Annotated in this window: 12 protein-coding genes and 1 tRNA gene; 1 reads left to right on the top strand and 12 read right to left on the bottom strand. The window is 63.3% G+C overall.

All coding sequences use genetic code 11. The features are described from left to right. Positions 1-113: 113 nt before the first annotated feature. The 9 genes from ASE36_RS06520 to ASE36_RS06480 all read right to left on the bottom strand — a co-directional run bounded on the left by ASE36_RS06520 (position 114) and on the right by ASE36_RS06480 (position 12,090). On the bottom strand, positions 114-1,745 hold the full coding sequence (locus tag ASE36_RS06520) for an ABC transporter ATP-binding protein (RefSeq protein WP_062276652.1): 1,632 nt from the start codon (positions 1,743-1,745) through the stop codon (positions 114-116). After that, positions 1,738-2,565 (bottom strand): ABC transporter permease, encoded by an 828-nt coding sequence (locus ASE36_RS06515; protein ID WP_062276650.1) that lies wholly within the window; start codon positions 2,563-2,565, stop codon positions 1,738-1,740. Before ASE36_RS06515 ends, ASE36_RS06520 begins: the two co-directional genes overlap by 8 nt. Continuing rightward, complete coding sequence (locus ASE36_RS06510) at positions 2,562-3,569, bottom strand: ABC transporter permease (RefSeq protein ID WP_062276648.1); 1,008 nt, start codon at positions 3,567-3,569, stop codon at positions 2,562-2,564. Before ASE36_RS06510 ends, ASE36_RS06515 begins: the two co-directional genes overlap by 4 nt. 104 nt (positions 3,570-3,673) lie before the next feature. Further along, positions 3,674-5,257 (bottom strand): ABC transporter substrate-binding protein, encoded by a 1,584-nt coding sequence (locus ASE36_RS06505; protein WP_062276646.1) that lies wholly within the window; start codon positions 5,255-5,257, stop codon positions 3,674-3,676. 113 nt (positions 5,258-5,370) lie between these two features. Then, the gene (locus tag ASE36_RS06500; protein ID WP_062276644.1) at positions 5,371-6,153 is read right to left on the bottom strand and encodes a carnitinyl-CoA dehydratase; all 783 of its coding nucleotides are present in this window, start codon (positions 6,151-6,153) and stop codon (positions 5,371-5,373) included. A 4-nt stretch (positions 6,154-6,157) separates the two neighbouring features. Continuing rightward, on the bottom strand, positions 6,158-8,224 hold the full coding sequence (locus ASE36_RS06495; protein ID WP_062276642.1) for an acetate--CoA ligase family protein: 2,067 nt from the start codon (positions 8,222-8,224) through the stop codon (positions 6,158-6,160). 205 nt (positions 8,225-8,429) lie between these two features. Further along, positions 8,430-9,590 carry an acyl-CoA dehydrogenase family protein gene (locus ASE36_RS06490; protein ID WP_062276638.1) on the bottom strand — a complete coding sequence of 387 codons (1,161 nt, stop codon included), beginning with the start codon at positions 9,588-9,590 and terminating at the stop codon, positions 8,430-8,432. Between the two features lie 33 nt (positions 9,591-9,623). Continuing rightward, complete coding sequence (locus ASE36_RS06485) at positions 9,624-11,120, bottom strand: carnitine 3-dehydrogenase (protein WP_062276636.1); 1,497 nt, start codon at positions 11,118-11,120, stop codon at positions 9,624-9,626. Positions 11,121-11,187: 67 nt separating this feature from the next. Beyond that, complete coding sequence (locus ASE36_RS06480) at positions 11,188-12,090, bottom strand: 3-keto-5-aminohexanoate cleavage protein (RefSeq protein WP_062278150.1); 903 nt, start codon at positions 12,088-12,090, stop codon at positions 11,188-11,190. A gap of 112 nt (positions 12,091-12,202) precedes the next feature. Between ASE36_RS06480 and ASE36_RS06475 the strand changes: the two genes are divergently transcribed. After that, the gene (locus tag ASE36_RS06475; protein ID WP_062276634.1) at positions 12,203-13,183 is read left to right on the top strand and encodes a GlxA family transcriptional regulator; all 981 of its coding nucleotides are present in this window, start codon (positions 12,203-12,205) and stop codon (positions 13,181-13,183) included. 16 nt (positions 13,184-13,199) lie between these two features. Here ASE36_RS06475 and ASE36_RS06470 read toward each other — a convergent pair. The 3 genes from ASE36_RS06470 to ASE36_RS06460 form a co-directional block, all read right to left on the bottom strand. Beyond that, positions 13,200-13,275, bottom strand: a tRNA-Thr gene (locus tag ASE36_RS06470). Positions 13,276-13,424: 149 nt separating this feature from the next. Beyond that, positions 13,425-14,498: a DUF1176 domain-containing protein gene (locus ASE36_RS06465; protein WP_062276632.1), complete on the bottom strand. Its 1,074-nt coding sequence runs from the start codon at positions 14,496-14,498 to the stop codon at positions 13,425-13,427. A gap of 47 nt (positions 14,499-14,545) precedes the next feature. Beyond that, the gene (locus ASE36_RS06460; RefSeq protein ID WP_062276630.1) at positions 14,546-15,508 is read right to left on the bottom strand and encodes an NAD(P)H-dependent flavin oxidoreductase; all 963 of its coding nucleotides are present in this window, start codon (positions 15,506-15,508) and stop codon (positions 14,546-14,548) included. Positions 15,509-15,723: the final 215 nt, after the last annotated feature.

The raw sequence follows: 15,723 nt of genomic DNA, 5'->3' as shown, positions 1-15,723 counted from the left end.
TTAACCTGGCCGCGCCCATGTGTGGTTGGGGCGAGAGGCATTGCCGCGAAGTCTTCTCCCCCCTTTTTGGGGGAGATGGCCGGCAGGCCAGAGGGGGTCTAAGGGCGGTGCGATCAGTGCCCCGCACTCTCCATGCGGCGGGTCGCAAGCGCCTTCTCCAGCCAGCCCAATTCCATCTCCGGCACGGACTTGAGCAGCAGATCGGTATAGTCGTCGAAGGGTGGCGAGAGCACTTCGGATTTCGGGCCGAAGCGCACAAGCCGGCCGCGATGCATGACGGCCACGCTGTCGGCAATCGCGCGGACGATCGCAATGTCATGGGTGATGAACATGTAGGAGACCTGCGTTTCCGCCTGCAGCCGCATCAAAAGCGAGAGGATGCCCTCCGCCACCAGCGGATCGAGCGCCGAGGTCGGCTCGTCGCAGAGGATGAGTTCGGGTTTGGCTGCAAGCGCGCGGGCAATCGCCACGCGCTGTTTCTGCCCACCGGACAGCTCGGCGGGATAGCGGTCGACGAAGCCGGAGCCCATCTCGATCTGCTCCAGCAACTCCTTGACGCGGGCAGTTTTCGCTGAGCCATGCAGGCCGTGATAGAAAGTGAGCGGCCGTCCGATAATGTCGCGCACAGTCTGGCGCGGGTTCATGGCGGTATCGGCCATCTGATAGATCAGCTGGATACGCCTCAGATCATCGCGGCTGCGTTGCTTCAAGGCCGGCGTCAGCGCCTTGCCGTCGAAGGTGACGGTGCCGGAGACGGGCGGCAGGAGGCCGGTGATGACGCGCGCTAGGGTAGACTTGCCGGAGCCGGATTCGCCGACGACGGCGAGTGTCTGGCCCTTGGGCAGGTGCAGGGACACGTCGTGCAGCACCTTGAAGCCGTTGGAATAGCCGGCCGTCACATTCTCGATCTTGAGCTGTCGATCGCTCTGGTCGGTGGCTTCCTCCTTGCGGGCCTGGCGGACATTGACCAGCGCGCGCGTATACTCCTGACCCGGCGCCTCGATGATCTGCTGGGTCGTGCCGTATTCAACGGTCTTGCCCTGGCGCAGCACCATGATGTCATCCGAGATCTGTGCAACCACGGCCAAGTCATGGGTGATGTAGAGGGCAGCCGTATGCGTCTCCGCGATCGCGTGTTTTATCGCGGCCAGAACGTCGATCTGGGTGGTGACGTCGAGCGCGGTCGTCGGCTCGTCGAAGACGATGAGTTCCGGATTGGAGCACAGCGCCATGGCGGTCATGGCGCGTTGCAACTGGCCGCCGGAGACCTGGTGCGGATAACGATCGCCGAAAGTCTTCGGATCGGGCAGTCCGAGTACGCCGAAGAGGTAGGTGGCGCGGGCGCGGGCTTCTTCGATCGTCATCAGCCTGTGCGCGACGGTTGCTTCGATCACCTGGTCGCCCAGCCGATGGGCCGGGTTGAAGGCGGCGGCGGCCGATTGCGCGACGTAGCAGACGCGGTCGCCGCGCAGCTTGCGAATGCCGGATTTTCCGAGCTTCAGGATGTCCTCGCCATTCAGCAGCACTTCGCCGCCGGTGATGCGCACGCTGCCGCGACCGTAAGCGAGAGCCGACAGGCCGATGGTCGACTTGCCGGCGCCGGACTCGCCGATCAGGCCGAGCACCCGGCCCTTTGGCAGGCTGAAGGAGACGCCTTCGACGATGGTGATGTCCTTGGGCGGCTCGCCCGGCGGATAGGATGTGGCTTCGATCTTGAGATCGCGGACGGTAAGGAGTTCAGACATCGCCACGGCCTCCCTTCAGGCTGGATGTGCGCCCGAGCAGCCAGTCGACTACCAGGTTGACGCAGACGGCAAGTGCGGCAATGGCCGAGCCGGGCACGAGCGCTGCGGAAATGCCGAAGATGATCCCGTCCTTGTTGTCCTTCACCATGCCGCCCCAATCGGCCGCCGGCGGCTGGATGCCGAGGCCGAGGAAGGAGAGGGTGGAGAGGAAGAGGATCGAGAAGGCGAAGCGCAGGCCGAATTCGGCGAGCAGAGGAGAGAGCGTATTGGGCAGGATTTCGCGGAAGATGATCCACAGCGTGCCTTCGCCGCGCAGCCTGGCCGCTTCGACGAATTCCATGACCGCGACATCGAGTGCCACGGCGCGGCCGAGGCGGTAGACGCGGGTGGAATCGAGGATCGCCATGACCAGGATCAGCACGAAGAGGTTCTGCGGCAGGACTGCCAGAACGACGAGCGCGAAGATCAGCGTCGGGATCGACATCATCAGGTCGTTGAAGCGCGACAGCGTCTGGTCGATCACGCCGCGCGAAACGGCGGCGGTGAAGCTGAGGAAGATGCCGAGCGAGAAGGATATGACGGTGGCGGCGAGCGCCACGGTCAGCGTCGTGCGCGTGCCGTATATCATGCGCGAGAGCAGGTCGCGGCCGAGATTGTCAGTGCCGAGCAGAAAGGTGCCACCCATTGGCTCCCATACGGCACCGACGATTTCACGCTCGCCATAGGGCGCGATGAAAGGGGCGAAGAGCGCACAGAAGACGGCAAGCGCAATGCCAAATATGCCGACCCAGGCGCTGATGGGGATCTGTTTCAATCTCATCGCGGATGCCTCAGTCTCGGATTGGCGACAATCGCGATGATGTCGGCCAGCATGTTGAGGAAAATGTAGACGGCTGCGAAGATCAGGCCGCAGGCCTGCACGACGGGCATGTCGCGCACGGTGACTGCATCGACCATGTATTGGCCCATGCCGGGATAGACGAAGACCACTTCGACGACGACGACACCGACGACGAGATAGGCGAGGTTGAGCGCGACGACGTTGACGATCGGGGCAATCGCGTTCGGGGCCGCGTGCTTGACGATGGCGCGGAGCGCCGAGAGACCCTTGAGTTCGGCGGTTTCCATATAGGCCGACGACATCACCGAGAGGATGGCGGCGCGGGTCATGCGCATCATGTGGGCGAGCACGACGAGGACGAGCGTCGCCGTCGGCAGCGCCATGGCTTTCAGCCGGTCGGCAAGCGCCATGCCGTCATGCACCGTCGACGGGAAGGTCGCGATGTTGAGGTTGATGGCAAAGACCAGGATCAAGAGATAGCCGATGAAGAATTCCGGCAGCGAGATGGCGGCAAGCGAGATCACGTTGATGATGCGATCCGGCGTGCGGTTGCGGAAGTGGACCGCGAGCATGCCGAGACCGACCGCGAGTGGGACCGAGATGGCGGCGGCGAGGGCCGCGAGATACAGCGAATTGCCGAGCCGCTTGCCGATCTGTTCGGTGACCGAGTTGCGGCTCGCCCAAGAGGTGCCGAAATCGCCCTGCAGGACGCCGCCGAGCCACTCGAAATAGCGGGTGACGATCGGCCGGTCGAGGCCGAGATCGGCACGGATATTGGCGACCGCCTGGGGCGTCGCCGACTGGCCGAGATAGGTGGTGGCGAAATCACCTGGCAGCGCCTCGACCCCGCCATAGATCAGCATGGAGACGGCGAGCAGCAGCAGCATACTGAGCGCGAGGCGCTGCAGCACCAGCACGGCCAGCGGAAACCGCTGGTAAAGGGAGAGGGCCGGGGGATCACCGGCATCGGTCGATTGGGTCATGCGTTTCCAGCCGCTATCCAGAAAAACGGGTTTGGCCCGCGAACCTCATGTCCGCGGGCCGAGTGACCGGAGCAGTGCCTCAGGCGACTGCCCGTTTCCGGCGATCAGGCTTCGAGCCAGACGCGGGTTGCGACATAGCCGTTCGACATGTCGTTGCCGATGTCGTGGACATAGCCCTTCACGCTCTTCTGCGCGGCGTTCACGAAGTCGTTGAACATCGGCAGGATCAGGCCGCCTTCGTCGCGCACCATCATCGCCATGTCGCGATACATTTCCTTGCGCTTGGCCTCGTCGAGTTCGGCGCGGGCTTCGAGCAGGATCTTGTCGAAGTCCGGGCGCAGGAAGCGGGTGTCGTTCCAGTCGGCCGTCGAAAGGTAAGCCGTGGAATACATCTGGTCCTGGGTCGGGCGCCCGCCCCAATAGGAGGTGGAGAAGGGCTGGACGTTCCAGACATTCGACCAGTAGCCGTCGCCCGGCTCGCGCTTCACCTCGATCTCGATGCCGGCCTTCTGTGCGCTGCCCTGATAGAGGACGGCAGCGTCGACGGCACCCGGGAAGGCGACTTCCGACGTGCGCAGGAGAACCGGGCCGGAATGACCTGACTTCTTGTAGTGGAACGCGGCCTTGTCAGGATCGTAGGCGCGCTGCTCGATGCCTTCGGGGAAGAGGGCATAGGTGCTGTTGATCGGGAAGTCGTTGCCGACCTTGCCGTAACCGCCAAGCACGGTCTCGACCATGGCTTCGCGGTCCATCGCATATTTCAGCGCCAGGCGCAGGTCGTTGTTGTCGAACGGCGCGGTGTTGCAATGCATGATGAAGACGTAGTGGCCGCGACCTGACGTCGAGAGGATCTCGACATTCGGCGAACGCTTCAGCATGCCAACGGTCTTGGGGTCGACGCGGTTGATGAAATGCACCTGGCCCGAGGCGAGCGCTGCGATACGGGCGGTCGCATCGTTCATGCCGATGATTTCGATCGTGTCGACATAGCCGCGGTCCGAGCGCCAATCGTTGGTGTTGCGCTCAAGCGTTGCACGCACGCCGGCCTCGAAGCTGGTGAGCTTGTAGGGGCCGGTGCCGATCGAGGCGAGCGGATCGTCGTTGCCGCCGTTTGGCTGAATGACGAGGTGGTAGTCGGTGAGAAGCAGCGGCAGGTCGGCATTGCCTTCGGTCAGAACGAGAACGAGCTTGTCGCCGTCCTTCTTGATCTCCTTGATCGACTTCATCACGCCGAGCGCGCCAGATTCTGACTTCTCGTCGGTGTGGCGCTTCAAGGTAGCGACGACGTCGTCGATGGTCAGTTCCTTGCCGTCATGGAACTGCACGCCCTTGCGGATGGTGAAGGTCCAGGTGGCAGCGTCAGCCGACGGTTCCCAGCTTTCGGCCAGCGCCGGCACGGCAGCGCCGGTCAAGGGATCGCTTTCGACCAGCATGTCGCCCCAGCAGCGGCCGATGCAGAACATGAACTGCGACAGGAATTTTGCCGGGTCCTTGCTGTCGGTGGCCGAGCCGCCTTCGAGACCGAGCTTCAGATTGCCGCCGCGCTTCGGTTCCTGGGCGGACGCGCTGGTGGCGTAGAGCGAGCTGGCGGCGGTCAGCGTCAGGCCAGCCGCCATGGCGCGGCCCATGAATTCGCGACGGCTCAAGGCCGCCGAAGTGAGGCTGTTGAGAAACTTTTCATTGCTCATAGTCTGTTCCCTTGTCCTGGTTGGTTGATCGCCCGGCATCTTTGTCCGTGACGTTGGCGGTCGTGGAATTCGCAATCGGGCCGACCGCAGACGCCCTCACGCGTTGGCTAACTCTATCTCCCCTTCCAAACGGGGTCGCGCTTCTCGGCAAAGGCGCGCGCGCCCTCGCGCTGGTCCTCGCTTCCGTAAAGCGCATCTACAGTGCGGTATTGCCGCTTGGTGATCTTGTTCATCGTCGACTGAAAATCACGGCCCTCGGCGTCGCGGACGATCTCCTTGATCGCGGCGTAGACAAGTGGCGGGCCGCTTTCGAGCAGCCTGGCCAGCGCCCAAGCCCGGTCCATGAGGGCGTCGGCGGGGAGGATTTCGTTGACGAAGCCCCAGCGATGCGCCTCCTGCGCATCGAGCCATCGGCCGGTCAAAAGCATGTCCATGGCGATGTGGTAGGGAATGCGTTTTGGCAGCTTGATCGAGGCAGCATCGGCAACCGTGCCAGAGCGGATCTCGGGCAGCGCAAAGGTGGCGTGATCGGTGGCGAGAATGAGATCGGCGGAAAGCGCGATCTCGAGGCCGCCGCCGCAACAGATGCCGTTGATCGCGGCGATAACTGGCTTGTTGAGGTCGCGCAATTCCTGGAGACCGCCGAAGCCGCCGACACCATAGTCTCCATCGACGGCATCGCCGTCTGCGGCGGCTTTCAAGTCCCAGCCGGGGCAGAAGAATTTGGTGCCTGCACCCGTGATAATGGCGACCCTCAGCGTCTCGTCATCGCGAAAGGCGGCGAAGATCTCGCCCATGATTCGGCTCGTCCCGAGATCAACGGCATTGGCCTTGGGACGATCGATCGTCACTTCCAGAATGGCGTTTTCGCGGCGGGTGCGGATAGGGGCGGTCACACGTTCAACTCCTTGTCCGGATGAAGGCATCGACGGCGATGACGCCTTCACCTTCCGGCAGCACCAGAACCGGATTAAGGTCCAGTTCTTCCAGTCTCGTTGCGTTGTCTGCGACATAATCTGCGACAGAGGCGACGAGTTGTACCAATGCATTGATATCGCCTGCCGGCCCGCCGCGATAGCCTTTGATCAGAGCTGAAACCTTGAGGCCGGCAATTGCCGCGCGAATCTCGGCATCCGTGGTCGGCAGCAGCAAGACGGTGCTGTCGTCGATCAGATCGACGAGGACCCCGCCCGCACCGAGGGTCAGGACCGGTCCGACGAAGGGGTCCCGGAACGCGCCGACGATCAGCTCGGCCACCGGCTTTTGGGCCATCTTTTCAACGAGAAAACGCTCGGTGATGGCGCCCATGGCCGTCGCCGCCGCAAGCACTTCGGAGGCGCTTCTGATGTTGAGGCGCACCGCGCCGACATCACTCTTATGCGCGATGCCAATGCCCTTGACGGCCACCGGATAGCCGAGCCGATCGGCCACGGAAACCGCCTGTTCCGGATTGCGGGCGATCAGGCCATAGGGGACGGTAACGCCATAGGCGGCAAGCAAGGGTTTTGCGCGATCTTCGAAGAGAGATGTCACATCCGTATCGACGACAGGAGAGCACGAGAGGCAGGCCGGGGCCGGGCTGCTCCAGGCGACGTGGATAGAATGGGCGATATCGATCGCGGCCAGCGCTTCGTCAATGCCGCAGAAGGGCACGACGCCCTCGGCAACCAGACGTGTCGCGACAGCTTCCGGCATGGTCTCGCCAAGGGTCGCCACCACGCCGGTGGCAGCACCCGTCCGACGCTTTGCGTCGATGAACGCCTCGATGGTTGTCGTCCAGTCGCTGACATCGCAGCGGTCGGCCCGTGGGAAATCGAGGACTACGAGATTGATGCCGTAGTCACCTTCCATGACGGTCGAAAACGCCTCGGCTTGCCGCGCCCGGTTGCCCCAGACGAAGGTGTGGTAGTCGAGCGGATTGGAGAGCGTCACCATGGCACCAAGCGTTTCGCGCAGCGCCGGCAGTTGTTGCGGTGACAGATCGCGGAATTCAACCGACCTGCCGATGCCGGCATCCGCCATCAGCGAGGCCTCTCCGCCGGAACAGCTCATCGAGGATACGGTATTGGCGGCAAGGGGCCCGCAGACATGCAGCAGTTTCAATGTCTCCAGCATCTCAGGCAGCGAGTGGACACGCCCGATGCCGAGACGCTTGAGTAAGGCCGAGGAGACGCGATCATTGCCGGCAAGCGAGGCGGTGTGGGAGAGCGCCGCGCGCTGGGCGGCGACCGATTTTCCGACCTTCAGCGCGACAACCGGCTTGCCGAGTGCACGCGCACGGCTGCCAAGCTGTTGCAGGGCCTCTAGGTCGTCGAAGCTTTCGACATGGAGGGCAACCGCAGTCACGCGCTCGTCCTCCAGGGCAGCGGTCGCGAGCGCGGACAGCCCCGTCTGGGCCTGGTTGCCTGCGGTCATCAGATAAGCGATCGGCAGTCCGCGGGCCTGCATCGATATGTTGAGTGCGATATTGGAGGACTGGGTGAGGATGGCCACACCCCTCTCCACCTGTTTCATGCCATGCTGGTCGGGCCAGAGCAGGGCATCGTCCAGCATATTGATGAAACCGTAGCAATTGGGCCCGAGCATCGCCATGTCGCCAGCGGCATCGACAAGCTCGGCCTGCAATTCGGGGCCGTCGGGCAATTCCTGAACGGCCTCGGCAAAACCGGAAGCATAGCAGATGGCACCGCCGGCGCCGCGCTGGCTCAGCGCGCGCAGGATCTCGACCGAGAGGCTGCGGTTGACGCCGATAAAGCTGGCGTCCGGTGCACCAGGGAGCTCCGCGACCGACCGGTAACAGCGATGGCCATGCATCGTCTCGCGAGTGGGATGAACCGGCCAGATTGCGCCGCGATAGCCCGCCTTGCTGCACTGTTCCACCACCCGCGCCGCTTCCTTGCCGCCGAAGACGGCAATGGTTTCAGGGCGGATCAAGCGGGAAAGCGGCGAGCGGGCTTCGGTTGTCATCCAAGCCCCCTGCTAAGCCACCGGGCCTTGAGGACGCTGCCGAACCGGATCGCGGGGAGCGGCGCGAGCAGACCCGTGCCTTCCTGCATCCCAGATGCCGAGACATCAGGGTCGCCGCCTGGCCACAGGCCCTGATACGGGTCCTGTGGCCATCCGGGGGAGGCGCGGGAGGAAGAGGTTGAGTGCAGGGGTCTGTGCGCCATCATTATGCTCCGAACGGACGCAACAGGTCGCGGCTGATGATGTGACGCTGGATCTCCGAGGTACCGTCCCAGATCCGCTCGACGCGCGCATCGCGCCAGAAGCGGGCAAGCGGCAGGTCGTCCATCAGGCCCATGCCGCCATGGATCTGGATTGCCTCGTCGGTGACCCGCGCCAGCATTTCCGAGGCATAGAGCTTGGCCGAGGCGATCTCGCGATTGGCCGGCAAGCCCTGATCGAGACGCCAGGCGGCGGCTAGCGTCAGATAGTCGGCCGCATCGATCTCGGTAATCATGTCCGCAAGCTTGAAGGACACACCCTGGTTCGCGCCGATCGGCTTGCCGAACTGATGCCGCTCGGCGGCATAGGGCACCGAGAGGTCGAAGACACGCCGCGCCCGGCCGACGCAGCTTGCAGCGACGGTTAGCCGCGTGCCGTAGAGCCAGGCATTGGCAAGCTCGAAGCCTTTGTGGACCTCGCCGAGGATCTGCGCCGACGGCAGTCGGCAATCGTCAAAATCGAGGATGCAGTTCTTGTAGCCGCGATGCGAGACCGAGGAATAACCGTCGCGGATGGTGAAGCCGGGTGTGCCGCGATCAACGAGGAAGCAGGTGATCAGCTTCTTCACGCCCTTCGGCGTTTCTTCCTCGCCGGTCGCGACGAAGACGATGACGAAATCGGCGATATTGGCGTGGCTGATAAAATGTTTGGTGCCGTTCAGCACCCAGTCACCGCCATCGGGACGCGCGGTGCAACTCATGCCGCGCAAATCCGAACCGGCGCCCGGCTCGGTCATGGCGAGCGCATCGAACTTGTCGCCGCTAACGGCCGGCAGCAGGTAGCGTTCGCGCTGGTCGTCGTTGCAGCCCATCAGGATGCCGGAGGGGCGGCCGAAGAAGACGGTGAGCGCCATGGAGGCCCGGCCGAGTTCGCGCTCCACCAGCGTGAAGGTCTGGTGATCGAGCCCGCCACCGCCGACCTCTTCCGGCATGTTGCAGGCGAAGAAGCCGAGCGCCTTCACCTTGGCCGCGATCTCCCAGCCCATCTCGGGTGGCACATGGCCTGTCTTCTCGACCTCATCCTCCAATGGATAGAGTTCGCTCTCCACGAAGCCGCGGACCGTCTCGACGATCATCTGCTGCTCTGCGGTGAGGGCGAAATCCATATGTCTATCCTTGTGGCTTCAGGCTGATGGTGTTCATGCCGGCGATCTCTTCTGCCCGACATGGCGACCCGCCCCTTCGGGCACCGGCAGCCCGCCATGGGCGGCGATCAGAGGTTCGAGTTTCAACAGGACGACCGGGAGCGGCGGCATGGTTTTGCCTTCCGCCGACGAGACATGCAGCATCAGGTGTTCGCAGGTCGCAACGACCGCATTGTCGGAAGAGCGGCGCAGCCAGAAGAACGAGTGCAGCTTCTTCCCATCCGAAGGCAGCAACTGCACCTCGACATAGAGCGCGTCACCCAGCTTGCACTCATCGAGCAGGCGCAGGTGGTTTTCGACCGTGTAATAGCTGTGGCCGGCCGAGACGTAATCCATGTCGACGCCGATGAGGCGCAGCAGCGCATCGGAACTGTCGGCAAAACACTGGCTGTAGCGGTATTCCGTCATGTGGCCGTTGTAGTCGACCCAGGACGGATGCACGCGGAAGTCCGCAAGCTTGATCGGCTTGGTGGTGTCTGCGGCAGCGGGCGCCGGCGCAGCCGACCAGAGATGCGCCTCGAACTCCGCCAGGAGTTTTCCGGAACCCCAACCGCGACCGGCATCGCCGGCCTTCAGGGCTTGCATGATGCCGACAAGGTTCTGGTCGCGGATGCGTTCCAGATCGCGAATGCCGTGCGCGCCGGACTGGGCGTCCGACTGTCCGGCGATCTTGTCGACGAGTTCGTCGTTGAGATCGACCACATCGGTGAGCTTGGTCCAGGGCCAGGCGAGGCAGGGGCCGAACTGGGCAAGGAAATGCCGCATGCCGGCCTCGCCGCCGGCGATGCGATAGGTCTCGAACAGACCCATCTGCGCCCAGCGCATGCCGAAGGAATAGCGGATCACGTCATCGAGCGTCTCGGTGTCGCAGATGTCATCCTTGATCAGCCAGAGCGCCTCGCGCCACAGCGCTTCCAGCAGCCGGTCGCCGACGAAGCCCTCGATCTCCTTGTTGAGGATCACGCCCTTCATGCCGATAGGGGCGAGCTTCGCCTTGGCATCTTCCAGCACGGCGCGGCTGGTCTTTTCACCGCCGACGAGTTCGGCAAGCGGCAGGAGATAGACAGGATTGTAGGGATGCGCGACGAACATGCGTTCGGGATGTTTCATGTCGCGCTGCAGATCGGTCGGCAGGATTCCGGAAGTCGAGGAGCCGATCAGCGCCTTGGGGTTGGCGGCTGCATCGATCTCGGTAATCACGCCGCACTTGAGATCGACCCGTTCCGGCACGCTTTCCTGGATCCAGTCGGCGCCCGCGACAGCCTCTTCGAGTGAAGCGGCATAGGTAAGCTTTCCCTTCGGCGGCAGCGGCGCCATGGTCAGCATTTCATAGGCGCGCTCGGCATTGGCGAGCACTTCGCCAATGATGCGCTCGGCCTCCGGATGCGGATCGAAGATCGTCGTGTCGATGCCGGCCAGCACGAAACGCGCCGCCCAGGCTCCGCCAATTACACCCCCGCCGATACAGGCCGCCTTTTGAATTCTGCTCATCACGTTCTCGTCCGCATGTCGGTTTGTCGAGTGACCCGTCCCTACAATCGCGGGAACGGTCGGGGCATCACCGCTTGGTGAGCTTGAGCTTCTTGCGCACCTCGTCCGGCCCGATGATCCGGGCACCCATGCCCTCGATCACGGTCACGGCCTTTTCAACGAGCTGGGCATTGGTGGCGAGCAGGCCCTTGCCGGCATAGAGATTGTCCTCCAACCCGACGCGCACATTGCCGCCGGCAAGGACTGCTGCAGCCGGATAGGCCATGGCATTGCGGCCGATAGAGAAGGCCGAGAAGGTCCAGTTGTCAGGCACATTGTTGACCATGGCCATGAAGGTGTTGAGGTCGTCAGGCGCGCCCCAGGGAATGCCCATGCAGAGCTGGATGAGGACCGGATCCTCGATCAGGCCTTCCTCGACCAGCTGCTTGGCGAACCACAGATGACCGGTATCGAAGGCCTCGATCTCGGGGCGCACGCCGAGATCCGTCATCAGTTTCGCCATGGCGCGCAGCATCGACGGCGTGTTGGTCATCACATAGTCGCCAAGCGAAAAATTCATCGTGCCGCAATCGAGCGTGCAGATTTCGGGCAGGCATTCGGCGACATGGGACACGCGCTCGGTGGCGCCTGCCATGTCTGTGCCCACGGGGTTGAGCGGCAGCGGCTGCTCGACATTGCCGAAAATCAGGTCGCCACCCATGCCGGCGGTCAGGTTGAGAACCACGTCGACATCAGCGGAGCGGATGCGGTCGGTGACTTCCTTGTAGAGATCGTTGCGGCGGCTGGCGGCCCCCGTTTCCGGATCGCGCACATGGCAATGCACGACGGCAGCACCCGCCTTGGCGGCATCGATGGCGGAGTCGGCGATCTGCTTGGGGGTAACAGGCACATGCGGCGATTTCGAGGTGGTGTCTCCGGCGCCGGTGACGGCACAGGTGATGAAGACATCCCGGTTCATGGTCAAAGGCACCAATTATTCTCCCTCGTTCGTTGGCCCTATTACGAGACAGAATGCCGCAGTATGCTTTGCAGTATCGGACAAGTTCTATACACTATCGGCAATATTGCGAGATCCGTGCCGCATGTCCGATCGCTCTTCACCCACCACCGTGCTCGACCTCCTTGTCGTGCCCGACACCAATCTCATTCTGGTCGCTTCCGTGATCGAACCGCTGCGTCTGGCAAACCGAGTAAGCGGGCTGGAACTCTATCGTTGGCGGATCCTCAGCCCCGACGGCCAGACAATCGAAACCAAGAGCCATATCCCGATCCCGGTGGACGGTGCGTTCCAGCCGGGCAGCGAGGAAGATCCCCTCTTCGTCCTCTCAAGTCACAACTGGAAGCGCTACGCCACATCCGACCTGAAGCGCCTGCTGGCAAAGTCGGCCCGCCATCGCAGCCTGGTGGCCGGGATCGAATCCGGTGCCTGGTTGCTGGCCGAGAGCGCGCTGCTCGACAATTTTTCTGCCACGCTGCACTGGGAAGACTATGACGACTTCGCCGCCGCCTATCCGCAGGTGAAGACGGTGCGCGAGCGCTTTGTCATCGACGGCAAACGCATCACCACCGGCGGCTCGCTGCCGACACTGGACCTGATGCTGGAGCTGATCCGCCGCCGCCATGGCTATTCGCTGGCGCTCGAAGTGTCGCGCCAGTTCATCTACGAGCAGGGCGGCGTAAGCCCCGGAGCCACCGCCATGCCCTCGACCGGCAGCATCAGGCTCGCCGACCCCCGTGTGAGCCAGGCGATGCGGGTGATGGAGGAGCATCTGGACCAGCCGCTGCCGCTCGTGCGACTGGCGCGCCGCATCGGCATCAGCGAAAGACGGCTGCAGACCCTGTTCATCGAGGCGATCGGCGCCCCGCCGCACATTCATTACCTAGCGCTGCGCCTCAACGCCGCCCGCCGCAAGGTGATCGAAACCCGCACCCCCTTCGCCGACATCGCCGCCGCCACAGGCTTCAATTCGGCCTCAGCCTTCTCCCGCAGCTACCGCGCGCATTTTCGCGAGAGCCCGTCGGATACAAGAAGGCGGCTGAAGGGCTATGGGGCGGGGGGGTGAGGGCATGTTTGGCAAATGGTGCCGCTTGCAGGACTCGAACCTGCGACCCCATCATTACGAATGATGTGCTCTACCACCTGAGCTAAAGCGGCATCTGCGAACAGGCTGAAAGCCCGTTGCTAATGGTGAGGGGCTGATACAGGGATTGCCGGGTGATTTCAAGCCGGTTTTCGGGTGCCGGGGAAAATTTCCCCGGCGTGCTCGAAGGCGGGCACAGTCACCGGGTGTGCGGGCCGGCGCCTTACTTCACCGGCCAGGTCTTCGGCCAGCTGCCGGGGTCAATCTCGTCGGTCTCGCTGAACTGTTCCGGGCAGTCGCGGAACGTCTCCTCGACCAGCACGAGCTGCGGCCCCATCGCGCCTTCCGCCAGACGCCACTGGCTGTAGGTGCCGCAATCGCCGATGCCACGGCCCTTGAAGAAGGAGGAGAAGCTCTTCTTTTCCCAGTCATAGGCGAGATTGAAGGCCTGGGGTGTGGCGCTGGGGGCGCCGTCGACCATGGTCGGGAAAGCGAGCGGCGCGATCATGCCGAAGGCGTCGACATAGGCTGTATAGGGGACGTTGTAGGCACCGCTCGAGCCGCAGGGCGTGATGTAGATCGCCGTGTCCTCATTAAGCTGATGCGACAGCGCATTGCCGTTGAACATGCCGGGATCGGTGTCGGCGCAGTCGCCGCCCTCCGCGAAATGGGCGCGGATTGCCTCCGGCAGTTCGGTGATGGACGTGATGTCGGTGACCGGCAGGGCCGGATTGGGCGCCTTGTCACCCTTGGCGCTCAGCGCGTCCGTGTGCCCGATCCGGTCCTGATATTCGTCGATGAACAAGAGGCTTGCGGCCGCACCTGCCAGAGGAAGATCACCTTTGGCGGTCTTGTCGCCGCGCGTCAGGGTGATCGTGGCGGTCGTTCCGTTTTTCAGGCTGTCGATAACGCCATTGCCGATGAGATCGCCGCTCACAGTGAAGGAGTAAGCGCCAGGATCGGCCGTGACGGCAGGGCCGCTCAGCACCAACGCTTCGCCCCCGTCGACCGCGATGCGCACCTCCGGCGCGCCCTCGGCTTCGGTGACGGCATTGTCACTCGGCGAGATCACCAGCAGAACCGGCGCATCCGGCTTGCCGCTGCGCTGCAGCTCGAAGCCTGACAGCGGCTTGTCGGACAGGAATTGTCGCATGGTGCAGGCGCGGGTCTGGCTGCAGGAGACTTGCCAGGCCTTGAATTCCTTGTAGGCGCCGTCGTCCGCCTGGCTGGGCAGAGCGCTGCCTAGAATGGCTGCGAGCGTGAGGGTGAGGGTGAGGGTGAGTTTCAGGTGGTGCATGGCGTCCCCGCAAATCAGATCTGCGGGGGACGCTAGCAGCGCAAGTCTCAGCCGCAAATCGCCTTTTTTGCGCCTATGTATTCGCGCTCAAGTCGATCGACGACGGCAGCCACGGGTTCGACCGCCTTGACGGCGCCGATGCCCTGGCCGCAGCCCCAGATATCCTTCCAGGCCTTGGCGCCGCCGGTCGTCGCCTTGTCGAAATCCATCTTCGAAGGATCGGCTTCCGGCAGATGATCGGGGTCCATGCCGGCGGCAGCGATCGATGGCTTCAGGTAGTTGCCGTGGATGCCGGTGAAATAGTTGGAATAGACAATGTCATTCGCATGGGCATCAACCACCGCCTGCTTGTAGGCATCCGACGCGCGGGCTTCGGTGGTGGCGATGAAGGGCGAGCCGATATAGGCCATGTCGGCCCCCATCGCCTGGGCGGCCAGCACTGCGCCGCCATTGGCAATCGCGCCGGCGAGCAGCAGCGGCCCGCCGAACCATTCGCGGATTTCCTGGATGAGCGCGAAGGGTGAGAGCGTGCCCGCATGCCCGCCGGCGCCGGTCGCGACCGCGATCAACCCGTCCGCTCCCTTGCGGATCGCCGAATTGGCATGGCGGTTGTTGATCACGTCATGCAGCACGATGCCGCCATAGGAATGCACGGCGGCATTCACCTCCGGCACGGCGCCGAGCGAGGAGATGACGATCGGCACCTTGTATTTGACGCACATCATCAGGTCGTGTTCGAGCCGCTTGTTCGACATGTGCACGATCTGGTTGACCGCGAAGGGGGCGGCCGGACGATCCGGGTTCCGGGCATTGTGGGAGGCGAGCTCTTCGGTGATTTCGGCCAGCCACTCGTCGAGCTGCGCTTCCGGCCGGGCATTGAGCGCCGGGAAGGAGCCGACGATGCCGGCCTTGCATTGCGCCAGCGTGAGCTGCGGATGCGATATGATGAAGAGCGGCGAGGCGACGACCGGCAGCCTCAGAGTGTCTTTCAGGATCGACGGCAGGGCCATCACTTCACCTCCCATGAAGTTTACGTTTACGCAAACGTCAAATAGCAGATCAGGGGCGGACTGAAAAGAGACGCGGATGAAGGGCGGATTGGCAAAGCTGTGGCAAGATCGATGCGAAAGGTCTCAATCCTGTGTTAATTCGTGACCATAGGAGGTTTCCGGGCTTGCCCTTGAAAAATCGAGCGTCTACCGAATCGAAACTATGGATGCGATGT

It is taken from the genome of Rhizobium sp. Root274 (assembly GCF_001429245.1).
Lineage (GTDB): Bacteria > Pseudomonadota > Alphaproteobacteria > Rhizobiales > Rhizobiaceae > Allorhizobium.
This window is presented reverse-complemented; position numbering and strand designations above follow the sequence as displayed.

What these genes read in the sequence shown, in the direction of transcription:
- ASE36_RS06520 (WP_062276652.1), bottom strand. Translation starts at nt 1,745, where the DNA reads ATGTCTGAACTCCTTACCGTCCGCGATCTCAAGATCGAAGCCACATCC.
- ASE36_RS06490 (WP_062276638.1), bottom strand. Translation starts at nt 9,590, where the DNA reads ATGGATTTCGCCCTCACCGCAGAGCAGCAGATGATCGTCGAGACGGTC.
- ASE36_RS06485 (WP_062276636.1), bottom strand. Translation starts at nt 11,120, where the DNA reads ATGAGCAGAATTCAAAAGGCGGCCTGTATCGGCGGGGGTGTAATTGGC.
- ASE36_RS06460 (WP_062276630.1), bottom strand. Translation starts at nt 15,508, where the DNA reads ATGGCCCTGCCGTCGATCCTGAAAGACACTCTGAGGCTGCCGGTCGTC.
- ASE36_RS06465 (WP_062276632.1), bottom strand. Translation starts at nt 14,498, where the DNA reads ATGCACCACCTGAAACTCACCCTCACCCTCACCCTCACGCTCGCAGCC.
- ASE36_RS06510 (WP_062276648.1), bottom strand. Translation starts at nt 3,569, where the DNA reads ATGACCCAATCGACCGATGCCGGTGATCCCCCGGCCCTCTCCCTTTAC.
- ASE36_RS06475 (WP_062276634.1), top strand. Translation starts at nt 12,203, where the DNA reads ATGTCCGATCGCTCTTCACCCACCACCGTGCTCGACCTCCTTGTCGTG.
- ASE36_RS06515 (WP_062276650.1), bottom strand. Translation starts at nt 2,565, where the DNA reads ATGAGATTGAAACAGATCCCCATCAGCGCCTGGGTCGGCATATTTGGC.
- ASE36_RS06505 (WP_062276646.1), bottom strand. Translation starts at nt 5,257, where the DNA reads ATGAGCAATGAAAAGTTTCTCAACAGCCTCACTTCGGCGGCCTTGAGC.
- ASE36_RS06495 (WP_062276642.1), bottom strand. Translation starts at nt 8,224, where the DNA reads ATGACAACCGAAGCCCGCTCGCCGCTTTCCCGCTTGATCCGCCCTGAA.